The 15,106-nt window shown below is 56.6% G+C and carries 14 protein-coding genes and 1 tRNA gene; 3 read left to right on the forward strand and 12 right to left on the reverse strand.

Going from position 1 to position 15,106, the window contains the following annotated elements; all coding sequences use genetic code 11:
• Positions 1 to 8: 8 nt before the first annotated feature.
• The 4 genes from ACR0NM_RS12635 to ACR0NM_RS12650 all read right to left on the reverse strand — a co-directional run bounded on the left by ACR0NM_RS12635 (position 9) and on the right by ACR0NM_RS12650 (position 3,011).
• Positions 9 to 908 (reverse strand): c-type cytochrome, encoded by a 900-nt coding sequence (locus ACR0NM_RS12635; RefSeq protein ID WP_480615003.1) that lies wholly within the window; start codon positions 906 to 908, stop codon positions 9 to 11.
• Positions 909 to 917: 9 nt separating this feature from the next.
• Positions 918 to 1,505, reverse strand: a complete 588-nt coding sequence (locus ACR0NM_RS12640) for a c-type cytochrome (RefSeq protein WP_480615005.1) — start codon at positions 1,503 to 1,505, stop codon at positions 918 to 920.
• A 396-nt stretch (positions 1,506 to 1,901) separates the two neighbouring features.
• On the reverse strand, positions 1,902 to 2,351 hold the full coding sequence (locus ACR0NM_RS12645; protein WP_170392477.1) for a c-type cytochrome: 450 nt from the start codon (positions 2,349 to 2,351) through the stop codon (positions 1,902 to 1,904).
• Positions 2,352 to 2,420: 69 nt separating this feature from the next.
• Positions 2,421 to 3,011 (reverse strand): L,D-transpeptidase, encoded by a 591-nt coding sequence (locus ACR0NM_RS12650; protein WP_480615007.1) that lies wholly within the window; start codon positions 3,009 to 3,011, stop codon positions 2,421 to 2,423.
• A 775-nt stretch (positions 3,012 to 3,786) separates the two neighbouring features.
• Here ACR0NM_RS12650 and ACR0NM_RS12655 point away from each other — a divergent pair.
• The gene (locus ACR0NM_RS12655) at positions 3,787 to 3,993 is read left to right on the forward strand and encodes a helix-turn-helix domain-containing protein (protein WP_255612146.1); all 207 of its coding nucleotides are present in this window, start codon (positions 3,787 to 3,789) and stop codon (positions 3,991 to 3,993) included.
• Positions 3,994 to 4,296: 303 nt separating this feature from the next.
• Here ACR0NM_RS12655 and ACR0NM_RS12660 read toward each other — a convergent pair whose 3' ends face one another.
• Together ACR0NM_RS12660 and ACR0NM_RS12665 are read right to left on the reverse strand one after the other, a co-directional pair.
• Positions 4,297 to 6,579, reverse strand: coding sequence for an adenosylcobalamin-dependent ribonucleoside-diphosphate reductase (locus ACR0NM_RS12660; RefSeq protein ID WP_480615009.1), 2,283 nt, complete (start codon positions 6,577 to 6,579; stop codon positions 4,297 to 4,299).
• Positions 6,580 to 6,605: 26 nt separating this feature from the next.
• A tRNA-OTHER gene (locus tag ACR0NM_RS12665) sits at positions 6,606 to 6,711 on the reverse strand.
• A 126-nt stretch (positions 6,712 to 6,837) separates the two neighbouring features.
• Here ACR0NM_RS12665 and ACR0NM_RS12670 point away from each other — a divergent pair.
• Complete coding sequence (locus ACR0NM_RS12670; RefSeq protein ID WP_480615011.1) at positions 6,838 to 7,269, forward strand: DUF1489 family protein; 432 nt, start codon at positions 6,838 to 6,840, stop codon at positions 7,267 to 7,269.
• Here the strand turns inward: ACR0NM_RS12670 and hisG are convergent.
• Genes hisG through hisS form a run of 3 tightly spaced genes read right to left on the reverse strand, consistent with a single transcriptional unit; the run spans position 7,266 to position 10,531 of the window.
• Positions 7,266 to 7,955 (reverse strand): ATP phosphoribosyltransferase, encoded by a 690-nt coding sequence (gene hisG, locus ACR0NM_RS12675; protein ID WP_170401909.1) that lies wholly within the window; start codon positions 7,953 to 7,955, stop codon positions 7,266 to 7,268. The two genes, ACR0NM_RS12670 and hisG, sit on opposite strands and share 4 nt — an antisense overlap.
• Positions 7,952 to 9,040, reverse strand: coding sequence for an ATP phosphoribosyltransferase regulatory subunit (locus ACR0NM_RS12680; RefSeq protein ID WP_170802005.1), 1,089 nt, complete (start codon positions 9,038 to 9,040; stop codon positions 7,952 to 7,954). Before ACR0NM_RS12680 ends, hisG begins: the two co-directional genes overlap by 4 nt.
• Positions 9,041 to 9,043: 3 nt before the next feature.
• Positions 9,044 to 10,531: a histidine--tRNA ligase gene (gene hisS, locus ACR0NM_RS12685; RefSeq protein WP_170401912.1), complete on the reverse strand. Its 1,488-nt coding sequence runs from the start codon at positions 10,529 to 10,531 to the stop codon at positions 9,044 to 9,046.
• A gap of 125 nt (positions 10,532 to 10,656) precedes the next feature.
• Here hisS and ACR0NM_RS12690 point away from each other — a divergent pair, with 125 nt between their 5' ends.
• Positions 10,657 to 10,851, forward strand: a complete 195-nt coding sequence (locus ACR0NM_RS12690; protein ID WP_480615013.1) for a SlyX family protein — start codon at positions 10,657 to 10,659, stop codon at positions 10,849 to 10,851.
• A gap of 4 nt (positions 10,852 to 10,855) precedes the next feature.
• Here the strand turns inward: ACR0NM_RS12690 and ACR0NM_RS12695 are convergent, their stop codons facing one another.
• From ACR0NM_RS12695 to dnaE, 3 genes are all read right to left on the reverse strand, one after another.
• A complete protein-coding gene (locus ACR0NM_RS12695) occupies positions 10,856 to 11,224 on the reverse strand; it encodes a hypothetical protein (RefSeq protein WP_170392485.1) in 369 nt (122 codons plus the stop codon).
• Positions 11,225 to 11,229: 5 nt separating this feature from the next.
• Positions 11,230 to 11,442, reverse strand: coding sequence for a YMGG-like glycine zipper-containing protein (locus ACR0NM_RS12700; protein ID WP_170392486.1), 213 nt, complete (start codon positions 11,440 to 11,442; stop codon positions 11,230 to 11,232).
• Positions 11,443 to 11,528: 86 nt separating this feature from the next.
• Entirely contained in the window at positions 11,529 to 15,029 is a 3,501-nt protein-coding gene (gene dnaE / locus ACR0NM_RS12705) for a DNA polymerase III subunit alpha (RefSeq protein WP_170564231.1), read from the reverse strand.
• Positions 15,030 to 15,106 lie beyond the last annotated feature (77 nt).

Raw genomic sequence — 15,106 nt, forward strand, 5'->3', positions numbered from 1 at the left:
GCACTGGATTATCCCCCGTCGTGCACATCCAGCAGATAGGTCGCCATTGCCTTCAGGTCTTCGTCTGTCAGAAAACTGGTGCCATAGTTTACAACCTCTCCCATGGCCCCGCCGAAGACATCGCCATCAGGCATGACGCCGGTGCGCAACGCGTAAGCCAAATCATCTACCGTCCAACCACGCTTTTGCAGGGTCCCAAAATCGATAGCCGGTGCCTTGTCACCGCCCGGCAGAGAGTCACTTCCCTTGAAGTGTTCCGTGTCCGAATTTCTTGCGCCAGCCAGGTTCCTCCCGGTGTGACAGGCGGCACAATGCGTGGCACCTTCAACGAGTAAACGGCCCCGGTTCCATACATCATCATTGCCCGGCACGGGATCGGTCTGCGGCGGTTCCAAAAATGCCGCCCGCCACAGCTTCAGGCCCCATCTCTGATTGAAGGGGAACACCATTTCCTGCTCTTTTGACGGTTCCGCTACTGGCGGAACCGTTTGCCAGGCGGCCCAAAGATCGGCGATGTCCTGATCCGTGAAGTTGGCATAGAACGGATAAGGAAAGGCCGGGTAGTAGGGTTGTCCGTCGGGCGACACACCCTGACGCACAGCGCGGGCAAATTCCTCGATGGTCCAATCACCGATCCCGTGATCGGGATCTGTGGTCAAGTTCGGCGAAAAGAGCGTGCCGAACGGGGTATCCAACTCCACCCCACCGGCCAAGGGCTCACCTCCTTTGGCAAAGTCTGTGTGGCAGGCGATACAGCCGCTTGCCCTTGCCAGATACGCCCCGCGGTTAACGTCACCTTGAATGTCGAGAGCTTGTAAGGGCTGGCCAATCGGCCAAGCCATCACAGCAACAAACCCTGCTGACGCCGTAACGGCGGTAGCAAGACCCAACCGTATTATCGGCTTCATGATGCATTCCTATTCCGACCGAAATCGCGTGTGACACGCCGAGCATGTCTGGCTCAGCATCATGAACACACCATCTGCCGGCATTTCAGACAGCTGTGCTAAGTTTGGACTGCCAGCCATCATCCCGCTGCCCATCATGGAACCACCTCCCATCATGGAACCACCTCCCATCATGGATTTGCCGCCCATCATGCCGGAACCATGACCCGATCCGGACGCCATCAGCCCGTTGTCTGCCGAAAGCGCAAGGCCTTCTGAGTAGATTTCCAACTGTCTGGCTATTTCTGTAAAGGAACCCCAATCCTGCCAGATTTGCGATTTGGCCTCCGAGGGTTTGCCATCAGATCCCTCTGGAAACAGCTTTGTCATGCTTTCACCGGCGTGGCTTCCGATTTTCTTGGCTTCGCTTCGTACCGTTTGCGCATTGTAGGGCGTTTTCCCCTGCATCATCGGTGTAAGGACCTTCATGCTGTCCTTCATCGCGGACATACCGTCCATGCGTTCTTTGACGACGCCGGTTGCGCCACCATGCGCCAAGGCGGCCGCCGCAAATAGAGAAACCAGGGCCACGCCTGTAGTCATTTTTAGAAAGTTCATTTCTTTGTCCTTTTCGTCTGCTTCGACGCGCCCATCTTGAGCGCAATTCGACTCGTCAGATCAGGACACGCGGCGGTGGTGGGTCAAACGCGATAATACTAAGAACCCGGTATTGAGCTCGAGGGATCGAGTATCTTCGTTCCGTGCCTTGGGGACCAGGCGGTGTTGGACCCATCAAAAATAGTCCAACAGCGTTGCAGATCGCTCCGCCATGACAATGCCCGGGATGACCCTGCTTGACATGTTCGACGTCCGCAGAGTCGGTTTGGTCAATCACATGCTGTGAATCACCGCCATGTGCATGAGCAGAATCGGCCGTCACAAGTAGCCCGCCAATAGCCAGCGCAATTGACAGGATGGAGTAACGAATTGCTGTGCCCACTCGACTCGTCACCTTCAGAAAATCCCGTTTTCTTGCTGCAACTCTCTTATGTACGCCACGATGCCCTTCACATCCGCGCGGGTCAAACCATCGACCGGCGGCATGTTACCGAACTTCCAATGGTGTGCCCGAACACCATTCTGGACGGCAACGTAAAATGCCTCGTCCGAATGGTGGCTTGGTTCATAGATTTTATGCACCAATGGTGGTGCAAGGCCCTCCAGACCAGTTGCATTCCCGCCATGGCACGCCGAGCATTTTGCGTCGAATGCCACTTTGCCGACGGCCGCAAATTCGCTTAGCTGGTCCGGTAGATTGACGTTTTGGATTGGATCTCCCGACGCCAGCGTCGACGTATCAGGTGTCGTCATCGAATGGCCAGCTGGTTGCTGATTTAGATTGTAGACGATTGCGACGGCACCTGCGATCGCCACACCGCCTATCATGAGTGTAAGTTTATCCATTTTACTATTTCACGTCGTTGTAAGTTACCGAGCTTAAGCACCTGTCCAGAAAAGCCGACTTGACCATGGTCAGATCAGTTTTACCTGCGTGCCTACAGCCGCCAGCTCGAACAATTCCGCAATCTGATCGTTATATAAGCCGATGCAGCCATTGGAGGATCTTCTTCCGATCTTGCGTGTGTCGTTGGTGCCGTGGATCCGGTAGTATTGCCAGCTCAAATAAAGTGCATGTGTCCCCAGAGGATTCTCCGGACCCGGGCCCACATAGTCGGGCCAAGCTGGGTTGCGCTTATTCATTGCTGGTGTCGGTCGCCAAGATGGCCCCTCAACCTTGCGAGTTACTGTGGTGTAGCCCAGCCTTGTAAGGTCTTCCGTCAGCGGCACGCTGGTTGGATACATCCGATAGACGCGCTCGTCTTCTGACCAATATTGCAGGACCTTGGACTGTGTATCGGACAGGATCACACCATTCTTAAGCGTATCAAAGTGATCCTGCCATTTAGCAACGCGGAATGAGGAAACATTCCGGCGCGTCCCCTCGGTTGTCATCGATTGGGCCCAAACGGCCGGTGCTGGAAAAAGAGTTGTCGCAGCAAACGCGGCAATCACTCCGCGTCGCGTAACAGCCTTTCTATCCCTGTTCGGTTTCATGCCTGCCATCCCAAGCGTGTATTCTTGCTTTACGACTCATTTGGGCTGTATGCCCGGTTCCCGCGCTGGAAGGTCAACAAACAACAGGTTTTGCGTAAGGGATATTTCATCTGGAATGCCGCCGCCGTGGGCACATGGGGCGGTTTCAAAGGTGGCTTCAGATCGTCAAGCCATTGTGAAAATCCAACTTTTCTTTGACATAATGCCAATTCGCTTTCAGAAAGAGCTTTGTTTTCTGCACCGATCAAACACAATAAAAGCAACGTTAACAATCGCTTAGATTCTGGTGAATTGATTTGGTCAACTGCCGGTGCGAAGGTATCAGAAACTAAGAATGACAATCATGCTGGTCGAAGCACGATTCTTGTAGGAACTTGGGGACAGCAACCGCTGGGTAAATTCGTATCGAAATTCGCGCCGCATGAACTACGCACAATCAGAGTCTCCACTTCGTTGGCAAGTGGTTGATCGAAGTGCGCTAATAACGCTTCCATTGATTCGTCAGTGGTCCTACCGGGCGCTACGCAAAGGATTTAGTAGATAGGCTCCAAGTGCTCATATTCGTCTGAAGTTAGTGTGAGTGGCTCTCGGGCAAACGCAAAACAGGGGAAAAAAGCTGCGTTGATTATATGTTTAGCAATTTTCATCATCCGCTCTTAGATATTCAATCTGACTTTCTAAACACTCTGAAAATGAGATTAGGAAATGTCCGAAGCATTAAACGGACACCAAAGCGGCCAAATCTCTCCGCTCGTCAGGGCATCTCGCGCTGATCTCCGCGCCTATCGCCGCCGACAAAGCCCAACGATACTCGCGGGCGAAGCTCGCCAAGAAGTTAAAGTGTCATCCGTTATTTATTGCCAGGATTGAGATCGGCCAAAGGCGCATAGATGTGCCAGAACTTGTTATACTATCGCGCGCACTTAGCATTCCCCCGGAGCAGTTCTTAAAATTTGTCGCAGACGCAATGCCACTCGACGAACGAGTTTAGGGTGCTGCTCTATTAAAGGTTCAAGGTTTGAACCTGCACCTGACGCTTGAAGAACTAAAAAGTACTCCAAAGCAAATGTTTGGAACAAATGCCATGCATCAAGTCGCACAGAGAAGCCGAAGCAACTCGCCAAAGGTGCTTCGGTCGACAAGGCCAGTAAATTTCCTTCAGACAAGAAACGTAAAAAAACTAGCGCTTCTTAGGTTCCGTCAGCAGGTCGGCAGATCGCAGTTAGAGGTCATTTGGTGACAATAATGGCGGTGTCGCCTGAAGCACCACAACATCAAGTCCTCTTCCGCCAAATCAGCCACACTTAGAATGACCGCAGCTGCGGCAGGTCATGCAGCCTTCGATCATCACCATGTCGAACTGACCACAGGATGGGCAAGTCTTGCCACGCGGGGCGTCCATGTTGACTACCTGCGCCTGAGGATCGGACTTCAGGCCCATGCCTTCGCCCTCAAGGAAGCCGATATTGACCATGTGTTGCTCGATCACGCCGCCAATTGCGGCCAGGATGGACGGAATGTACTTGCCTTTAACCCAGGCCCCGCCTCGCGGGTCGAACACAGCTTTCAGTTCCTCGACCACAAAGGACACATCGCCACCGCGTCGGAACACGGCCGATATCATCCGGGTCAAAGCCAGCGTCCAAGCATAATGCTCCATATTCTTCGAGTTAATGAACACCTCGAAGGGGCGACGGCGTCCGCCAATGACGATATCGTTGATTGTCAGATAAATTGCGTGCTCGCTGTCCGGCCATTTCAGCTTGTAAGTCGACCCTTCAAGCGATTGTGGGCGATCCAGCGGTTCGGACATATAAACGACCTCGCCTCCGTCAACCTCATGCGGGGCATCCGCGCTTTCACCTGGCGCTTTGTCGTCGCTTTCCGATACGCTCAGAACCGAACCGGTGACATCATTGGGGCGATAGGTTGTGCAGCCTTTGCAGCCCTGATCCCAAGCCTGCATGTAGACGTCTTTGAAGGCGTCAAAGCTGATATCTTCGGGACAGTTGATCGTCTTCGATATCGAACTATCGATCCACTTTTGCGCCGCCGCCTGCATTTTTACGTGATGGGACGGGCTTAGTGTTTGCGCATTCACGAAATACTTGGGCAATTCGGCGTCGCCAAACTTGTCGCGCCACATCTGCACCGCATAGTCCACAACCTCTTCTTCGGTGCGCGAACCGTCCTTTTGCAGCACCTTGCGCGTGTAGGCATAGGCAAAAACCGGCTCGATCCCCGAAGACACGTTGCCCGCATAAAGCGAAATCGTGCCCGTCGGCGCGATCGAGGTCAGCAGCGCGTTGCGGATGCCGTGTTCGCGGATTGCGTCGCGCACATCGTCATCCATCTGTTGCATGGTGCCGCTGGCCAGATATTTCTCGGCGTCAAACAGTGGGAAAGCGCCCTTTTCCCTCGCCAAATCGACCGACGCCAGATACGCGGCGCGCGCGATTGCGTGCAACCAGCGCTCGGTCTGACGCGCCGCCTCGTCCGAGCCGTAGCGCAGACCCAACATCAACAGCGCATCGGCCAGACCAGTCACGCCCAGCCCGATGCGGCGCTTGTCTTGCGCCTCGGCTTCTTGTTCGGCCAGCGGGAATTTCGACGCGTCGACCACGTTGTCCATCATGCGAACGGCGGTGGCCACCAGCTCTTGCAAGGCCTCCTCGTCCAGATGCGCGGCATCCTCGAACGGCTCGGCAACCAACCGTGCCAGATTGATCGAGCCCAGCAAACAGGCACCATAAGGCGGTAGAGGTTGTTCTCCGCACGGGTTGGTCGCCGAGATCGTCTCGACGTAATTCAGATTGTTCGCCTGATTGATCCGGTCGATAAAGATCACGCCCGGCTCGGCATAATCATAGGTGGCCTGCATGATCTTATTCCAAAGATCGCGCGCCTGAACGGTGTGATAGACCTTTCCGTCAAATACCAGATCCCACGGTCCATCGGCCTTGACGGCCTCCATGAATGGATCGGTGACCAGAACCGACATGTTGAACATGCGCAAACGCGCCGGGTCGGATTTCGCGGTGATGAACTGTTCGATATCCGGATGGTCGCAGCGCATGGTCGCCATCATCGCACCACGACGCGAGCCTGCAGACATGATCGTCCGGCACATGGCGTCCCAGACATCCATAAAGCTCAGCGGGCCCGAGGCATCCGCTGCGACCCCTTTCACATCGGCGCCGCGCGGACGGATGGTTGAGAAATCGTAACCGATCCCCCCGCCCTGCTGCATGGTCAGCGCGGCCTCTTTCAGCATGTCGAAGATACCGCCCATGCTGTCGGGGATCGTCCCCATCACAAAGCAGTTGAACAGGGTTACCTGTCGCGCGGTGCCCGCCCCGGCGGTGATGCGGCCAGCAGGAAGGTATTTGAAATCCTCTAGCGCCTCATAGAATTTTTCTTCCCAATGCGCCGGGTCTTCTTCCACACGCGCCAGATCACGAGCTATGCGCCGCCAGCTGTCTTCGACTGTCTGATCGATGGGCGTACCATCCGCCTGTTTAAAGCGGTATTTCATATCCCAGATCTGCTCGGCGATGGGGGCGGCAAAGCGGCTCATTAGTGCTCCATATCACAAAAAGAGTTTGGTCGCGGCGGCGGGACTTGAACCCGCATCCTCCTCACCGTAGCCTATAGGTGCGAACCATGACTACTCGAAAGCAAGGCGCTCTGTCCTTTGAGCTACGCCACGTTTCCGTCGATTCGTCGACGGATCATTACATTACAGCAGTGCTATTCTAAACCACAACACCTTGATGACAAGCGCATGAGGGCTACAATATAGGGATCACCCTTGGGACGACTCTGTGGGAAAGCTGTGGATAAGTACGTAAACCTCATCAAACTTTCGGTTGGGTCAGAAAGCGTCGACACGCTGATGGCATGGCAAGACAGCCGCAAACCACTCTATGAGGACGGATACCCGCGCCACGTCACCCGCATGTGGCCCAAGCGCGACGCTGAAATTCTGAATGGCGGGTCGATCTATTGGGTGATCAAAGGTATGGTCCAGTGCCGCCAGCGCATCCTGCGGCTGGATGAAGTCCGTGGTGAGGATGGCATCCGCCGCTGCGCCATCGTCCTGGACCCCGAGGTACACAGAACGCAGAACGCTCTGAAGCGTCCATTCCAGGGCTGGCGGTATCTCAAGCCTGAGGACACCCCTGCCGACTTGCCTAAAAATCGCGAGCAGGACGATGCCCTGCCCAACGATCTGAACCGCGCATTAGCGGAAATTGGGGTGCTTTAGGCCAACCTGTCCAGCAGCTCATTCAAAGCCGTCTTTTCAGCCGCATCGTATTTGGCCACGCGGCTGCGCCACAGCGTGGCCTGCGATTGCAGGATCAACCCATCCGACAGGATTTTCAGGTGGTTCGCCCGCAGTGTTTCCCCGGTCGAGGTGATATCGGCAATCGCCTCGGCTGTCTCATTCACCACCGTCCCCTCGGTTGCGCCCTGGCTGTCGACCAGCGTGTAATCGGCCACTCCCGCTTCGGTCAGGAATTCGCGGACCAGACGGTGGTACTTGGTAGCGATCCGCAGCCGGTGGCCATGCGCCCTGCGAAAACCTGCCGCCGCTGCATCCAAATCATCCAGAGTGTCCACGTCGACCCAGCAGGCTGGGGTTGCGATGATAAGGTCCGCCTTGCCGAACCCCAAAGGTGCAACCTCTTCCACCTGCTGTTCCCAGCGCGGCAGCTTTTCATGCACAAGATCGATGCCGGTCACGCCCAAATGAATGCGTCCCGCCGCCAGCTCGCGCGGAATCTCTCCTGCAGACAATAGGATCAGCGAGACGCCACCAATCCCATCAACCTTGCCCGCGTATTCCCGGTCTGATCCGCTGCGCGACAGTGTAATGCCGCGCTTTTCAAACCATGCGAAGGTCTTGTCCATCAACCGGCCCTTCGAAGGCACACCGAGTTTCAGGCTCATTGCGCAGCCTCCTCGATTTCGAGCATCAGGTCCGGGCGGATCACGCCGCCAATTGCCGGAATCTCGGCCCCACCCCCCAATTGCCTGGTCAGCGCATCATAGCGCCCACCGGTCGCAACCGGTGGCAGATCAGGGCGGCCTTCGGCATAAAAGCCGAATACAAACCCGTCGTAGTACTCCATCGAGGTCCTGCCATAAGACGCCTCAAAATCCAGTGTATCCACATCCACGCCACGCGCCTGCAGGGCTGCGATACGAGCTTCCAAACGATCCAAAGCAGATGTGATCTGTGGCAGATCAACCGCAATGTCACGCAGTTGTTCCAGCGCGAAAGGCATGGTTTCTCGCACATTAAGTAGCGTCTCCAAACCGGCCAGTTCATTGTCCGAGATCGGCGACGCAGCGCGGTCTTCGCGCAGAGCATCAATCCGTTCGAGAATTTCGGGTGTGCGGCGCTTGCCTATCATGGGCACGTCAATCGCCAATGGGTCGACCGCGTCAAGCAAAGCATCGCGCCCCTCGAGACTAGCTTTGCGTCCGGCATATCGGTCCAGCAAAACGCGGAACCGGCGAGGCCGCCAGAGATGCCGCATCAGTGCAGCCTTACGACGACTAGTGGTCTTGAGACCCTCAACAGCGGCGATCAGAATACCGATATCACCTGTCGCTGCCCGCAAGGGCAGCCCGCGCAATTGCAGGGCAAATAACGAAAACACCTCGGCATCGGCTCCGGCGGGGTCTTCGCGATCAAATACTTCGTAGCCGACTTGGATATACTCATTGGCACGATCCGGATCGTGTTCCTGACGGCGGAACACTTCGCCGGAATAAGTGTATCTTGCTGGTTCAGCCCCGTCGGACATGTGCATCTGCACCACCGGCAGGGTGAAATCCGGGCGCAGCATCTGCTCACCCCGCAGCGCGTCCGAGGTTACGTAAGCACGGGCGCGGATATCTTCTCCATAGAGGTCCAACAGCGTCCCGGCTGGCTGCAGCAGAGGCGTATCAACCACCTGCGCGCCCGCCGCCTCGAACCGGACACGCATCATGGCGGCGCGGGCCTGTATTTGGGAACGGTTCGGCATGGGTCAGTCCTGATTGTCCAGAATCTCGCGCACCTTAGCGACCAGATCGCCGCGGGGCACTTCGAACTGGCTGGGCCGTTCTTTCCATTCCTCAAGCGTGGCGCTTTCGGCAATCTTGGCGCCAAGAATCAGGTCCTTGATCTGCACGATCCCATTTGCCTTTTCGTCACCGCCTTCGATCACCGCAATCGGAGAGTTCCGCTTGTCCGCATATTTCAGCTGATTTCCAAAGTTCTTAGGGTTGCCCAAATATACCTCGGCCCGGACTCCTGCATTCCTCAGTTCAGCGACCATCGTCTGGTAATCCGCCATGCGGTCGCGATCCATGACTGTCACAACCACCGGGCCGGTGGCCTGCGCCGCGATCCGCCCCTTTTCGCGCAAAGCGGCCAACAATCGGTCAACACCGATAGAGATGCCGGTCGCGGGTACTTCCTGTCCGGTAAACCGCTTGACCAGATCATCATAGCGACCACCACCCGAGACCGACCCGAATTGCCGCTTGCGACCCTTCTCGTCGTATATTTCGAAGGTCAGTTCGGCCTCATAGACCGGCCCGGTGTAATAGCCGAGGCCACGCACGACCGAAGGATCAATCTCGATCCGGTCCGAACCATACCCGCCTGCATCCAGCAGCGCACCAATCTGCTCCAACTCAGCGATCCCGTCCGCACCGATCTTGCTGTCACCCACAGCCGCGCGCAGGTTGGCCAGCGTTCCAGCGGTATCTGCAGCTTTAGAAGTCAGGAAGGCAATCACCGGCTCGGCCTGATCACCGCTAAGACCAACACCATCGATAAAAGCGCCAGAGGCATCCAATCGGCCTTTGGTCAAAAGCTCACGCACACCAGCCTCGCCCACCTTGTCGAACTTGTCGATCGTGCGCAGAACATTATCTCGGGCGGCGGCGTCTTCACCCAAACCCATCGCTTCGAGCACACCATTCAGAACCTTACGGTTGTTGACCCGCACCAGATAGTCACCGCGCGGGATTCCAACGGTTTCCAGCGTGTCCGACAGCATGGCGCAAATCTCGGCATCCGCAGCCATTGAGGCCGTGCCCACCGTATCCGCATCGCACTGATAAAACTGGCGATACCGCCCCGGCCCCGGCTTCTCGTTCCGCCAGACCGGACCCATCGCATAGCGGCGATAAGGCGTCGGCAGATCGTTGCGGTGCTGCGCATAGACACGGGCCAGAGGCGCAGTCAGGTCATAGCGCAGCGCCATCCAGTCGCCATTGCCGCCTTCGTCAAATTCCTGCCATGCAAATACGCCCTCGTTCGGGCGGTCCACGTCGGGCAGGAACTTGCCCAACGCCTCAACCGTTTCAACCGCGCTGCTCTCCAAGGCATCGAACCCGTAACGATGATAGACGCCTGCAATCGTCCGCAGCATCTCGGTGCGCTGCGTGACTTCCTCGCCGAAATAGTCACGGAACCCTTTCGGCGTTACGGCCTTGGGGCGGGGCTGTTTCTTGGGCTTGGCCATGTGGGGCGTCCTTGGGATTTAGTGTTCCGCGCGCGGTCTATCCCATGGTCTGTTTCGGGGCAAGGCGGGGTTTCTCTGGCCAGGGCGTCACAGGGTCGCTATGAGACGCCTATAAGGAGAGCCCCATGCAGCATCTGGAAGAGCAGATCGCCCATCTGACCCGCACGGTCGAAGAGCTGAACTCGGTCGTCACAAACCAACAGAACGAGATCGACCGCCTGACCCGCCGCGTCGAGATGCTGTTGCAACGCGAGGCGGAACGCGCGCAGGAAGGCTTAGGCGGCGTTGTGTTCGGCGACGAACGCCCGCCGCATTACTGAGGGGTTACAACCCCAGCGTCGACTTCACCGCGTTATCGACCACACCGCCCAGAAGGGCATTCTTGTCGGCGGCACAACCCTCTGACAGAGCAGCAATGAAGGCTTCGCGCAGTTGGGTCTTTTCCTCGTCAGTGGCCGCATGATCTTCGATATTGATCTGGCGGTTATAGAGTGACAGGGCCGTCATTTTTCCAACAACGGCCACGACAAATTCTTCGTCGCCATCAGCCTCCTCTGCGATCGACGCACATGTGTAGTGCATCACAGGCAAGGCATCCTGTACCATCTGCTCTGCTGAATCGTCAGCCAGCGCGAATGTGGGTACGACAAAGAGCGTGGCACAGAAAGTAGATTTTACGAGAATTGACTGCATCAGCTTCACTTCCAGTTATGTCCGATAATCGCACCGGCCACCCCACCGACCGCAGCCCCTTTACCATCGCCGACCAGCGCGCCAACGCCCGCGCCGACCAAGGCCCCGGTAAGAGTGTTTTTCTTCTTTTTGTCGTCTGCATGTACCGCAGTGGCCAATGCAAGTGAACATGCCGCGGCGAGTGTAAATATCCTGAAAACATTGCCTGAACTTGCCATTTCGGAACCCTCCTGTGAAATGACCTTTGAGGATGTTCACCCAGCCTAGCGGGGTCCATCGCGTGTGGCAACATTACGGTTCGGGATCAGATTTCTTCGATCTCCGATATCCCCTCGAGCGACTTCAGCGCGCCTTTGATTTCTGGGTTGATCGGAAATTCCCGGCCCAGATCCATCTCGACCTCGCCTGGCAATCCGGGATCGAATAGGCAAACATAAACAGGTCCCTTGGCCACCCTTTTGGCTGAAGCCTCTGCGCCTTCCAGTACCGTGGCCATGTTCGGCAAAACCTTCGAATCCTCGACAAACACACGCAAACCCGTCGCACCCGCATCGGCCACAACTGTATCAACCGGACCAACGGAACGGCCCAGCAGTTTCAGCTGATCGGCCTCCATGGTCGCTTCGGCCGTCAGTACCACCTGTGCGCCGGTTTCCAGAAACTCTCGGGATTTCTCCAGTGTTTCCGAGAATAACGTGACCTCGAATGCCCCAGTCGGATCAGAGAGCTGCGCAAAAGCAAACCGATTGCCACGCGCTGATTTCCTTTCCTGCCGACCTGCAACGACTCCGGCCATCTTAGCGATAAATGGTCCAGAGCGCGCCTTTTCAGTCACCTGGTCCAGTGTCAGCACCTGTTTGCGCTTCAGGGCCGGCATATAGTCATCCAGCGGATGGCCAGACAGGTAGAATCCGATGGCCTTGAATTCCTCGCTTAGGCGTTCGGCAGGTAGCCAATCAGGCGAAGGGGACAGACGCGGTTCGGGCAGGTCATCGCCTGCCTCGCCAAACAGGGAAACTTGGTTGGAATTCTTCTGCTCGTGAATCGCCGCCGAATACTGAACCAACGGATCAAGGCTTTCAAACACACGGCGACGATTTTTATCGAGCTCGTCAAAGGCACCGGCGCGAGCCAGCATCTCAAGCGGGCGTTTGCCGACCTTCTTCAGGTCAACACGGCGGGCGAAGTCGAACAGGTTTACGAAAGGCTTTTCGCCACGCCCCTCAACCACAAGATTCATTGCCTCGACGCCTACGTTCTTGAGCGCGCCCAGCGCATAGACCAAATGCCCATCGGCCACATCAAAGGTCGCTTGGGATCGATTTACGCACGGCGGAACATAGGGCAGCTGCAGCCCCTTGCGGACTTCCTCAAAATAGATCGCGAGCTTGTCGGTCAGATGGATATCGCAGTTCATGACACCTGCCATGAACTCGACCGGGTGGTTCGCCTTTAGCCAGCCGGTTTGATAGCTGACCACCGCATAGGCGGCGGCGTGGGATTTGTTGAAGCCATAGTTGGCGAACTTGTCCAGCAGGTTCCAGACTTCGGTCGCCTTGGCCTCATCCACATTGTTTTCGGCAGCACCTTTGAGGAACTTGGGCCGCTCTGCATCCATCGCCTCCTGAATTTTCTTACCCATCGCGCGGCGCAGCAAGTCCGCGCCCCCAAGGCTGTAACCCGCCATTTCCTGCGCGATCTGCATCACCTGTTCCTGATAGACGATGATGCCCTGCGTCTCATCCAAGATATGGTCGATGGACGGGTGCAGCGTGTCGCGTTCGCTAAGCTTGTTCTTGACTTCGCAGAACTTGGGGATGTTCTCCATCGGGCCGGGTCGATAAAGCGCGACGAGGGCGATGATATCCTCGATACAATCCGGCTTCATCCGCTTGAGCGCATCCATCATGCCCGAGGATTCAACCTGGAACACCGCCACCGTCTTGGCCGCCGAATAGAGTTTGTACGTCGCCTCGTCATCCAGCGGGATGGCGTTGATCTGATTTATTGCCCCTTCGGCGGGTTCATAGAGTTCCGTGCCATCGGGAGCTATGTGAAGGTCACGGCCTGACTTAAAGATCAAATCCATCGCGTTCTGGATCACGGTCAGTGTTTTCAGGCCCAGAAAATCGAACTTTACAAGCCCGGCCTGCTCTACCCATTTCATGTTGAATTGGGTCGCAGGCATGTCCGAACGCGGGTCCTGGTATATTGGAACCAGTGCATCCAGCGGCCGATCTCCGATCACCACGCCGGCAGCGTGTGTCGAGGCGTTGCGCAGCAGCCCCTCGACTTGCTGGCCATATGTGAGCAGACGGTCAACGACCTCTTCATTGCGCGCCTCTTCCCGCAGGCGCGGCTCATCCTTCAGTGCCTTTTCGATGGAAACGGGTTTGACGCCTTCGACCGGGATCATCTTGGACAGGCGATCAACCTGCCCGTATGGCATCTGCAATACACGCCCAATATCGCGCACAGCCGCCTTCGACAGCAAGGCACCGAAGGTGATGATCTGCCCCACTTTGTCGCGCCCGTATTTCTGCTGCACATAGCGGATAACCTCTTCACGGCGATCCATGCAGAAGTCGATATCGAAGTCGGGCATAGAAACCCGCTCGGGGTTCAGAAACCGTTCAAACAGAAGCGAATACCGCAGCGGATCAAGGTCGGTAATCGTCAACGCATAAGCCACCAGTGATCCCGCACCCGAGCCTCGCCCCGGACCCACCGGAATGTCATGATCCTTAGCCCACTGGATAAAGTCGGCAACGATCAGGAAATAGCCGGGGAAGCCCATCCCTTCGATGATGCCAAGTTCGAAATCCAGTCGTTCCTGATATTCTTCAGGTGTCACGGCGTGCGGGATCACGGCCAGACGTTTTTGCAGACCCTCGTTGGCGATGCGACGCAGTTCGGCGACCTCATCATCTGCAAACTTCGGCAGGATCGGGTCGCGGCGATAGGCCATGAAGGCGCAGCGTTGCGCGATTTCAACCGTATTCTCGACGGCTTCGGGCAGATCGGCGAACAGCGTCACCATCTCCTGCTGCGACTTGAAATAGTGCTGCGCGGTCAGACGTCGGCGACCGTCCTGCTGGTCGACATAAGCCCCCTCGGCGATACAGATCAGCGCGTCGTGGGCCTCGTACATGTCCGAAGTCGGAAAATAGACGTCATTGGTGGCCACCAGCGGCAGGTTCTTGTCATACGCCATCTCGACATGACCGCGCTCGGTCAAGCGCTCGGCCTCAGGTTGACCTCCTTCGCCAGGGTGACGCTGCAACTCAACATAAAGGCGATCCGGGAAAATCGCGGACAAACGATCCACCAAAGCCTCGGCAGCAGGGCGCTGACCTTGCTGTAACAGCAACCCTACGGGCCCGTCTGGACCGCCGGTTAAGCAGATCAAATCATCTGATCGTTCCGCCAATTCGTCCAAAGTGACCTGCGGCAACTGCCCGCTTTTGTCTACATACAGGCAGGAACTGAGCTTCATCAGATTCTCATATCCCACCTCGGATTGTGCCAGCAGCACCAACGGCGCGGGTGCTTTGGGCTTTTCTCCCGGCTGCGCCTGAACGTAACTGAGATCGACCTGACAGCCCATGATCGGTTGCACACCTGCCCCGCTGGCGGTGACCGAAAACTCTAAGGCCGAGAACATTGAATTGGTATCCGTCACCGCGACGGCGGGCATCTCCATCTTCTGGCACAGGTCCGGCAGCTTCTTCAGCCGCACGGCGCCTTCCAGCAACGAATATTCAGTGTGAACGCGGAGGTGAATGAATCGGGGGGAACTACTCATACAGGCTAAGCTATCTCAGCCAGCGACGTTGCAAAAGCGGGAACCGGCACCATCGAATGCCGAAAAAATCATCGGTG

It is taken from the genome of Ruegeria sp. AF2 (assembly GCF_056542025.1).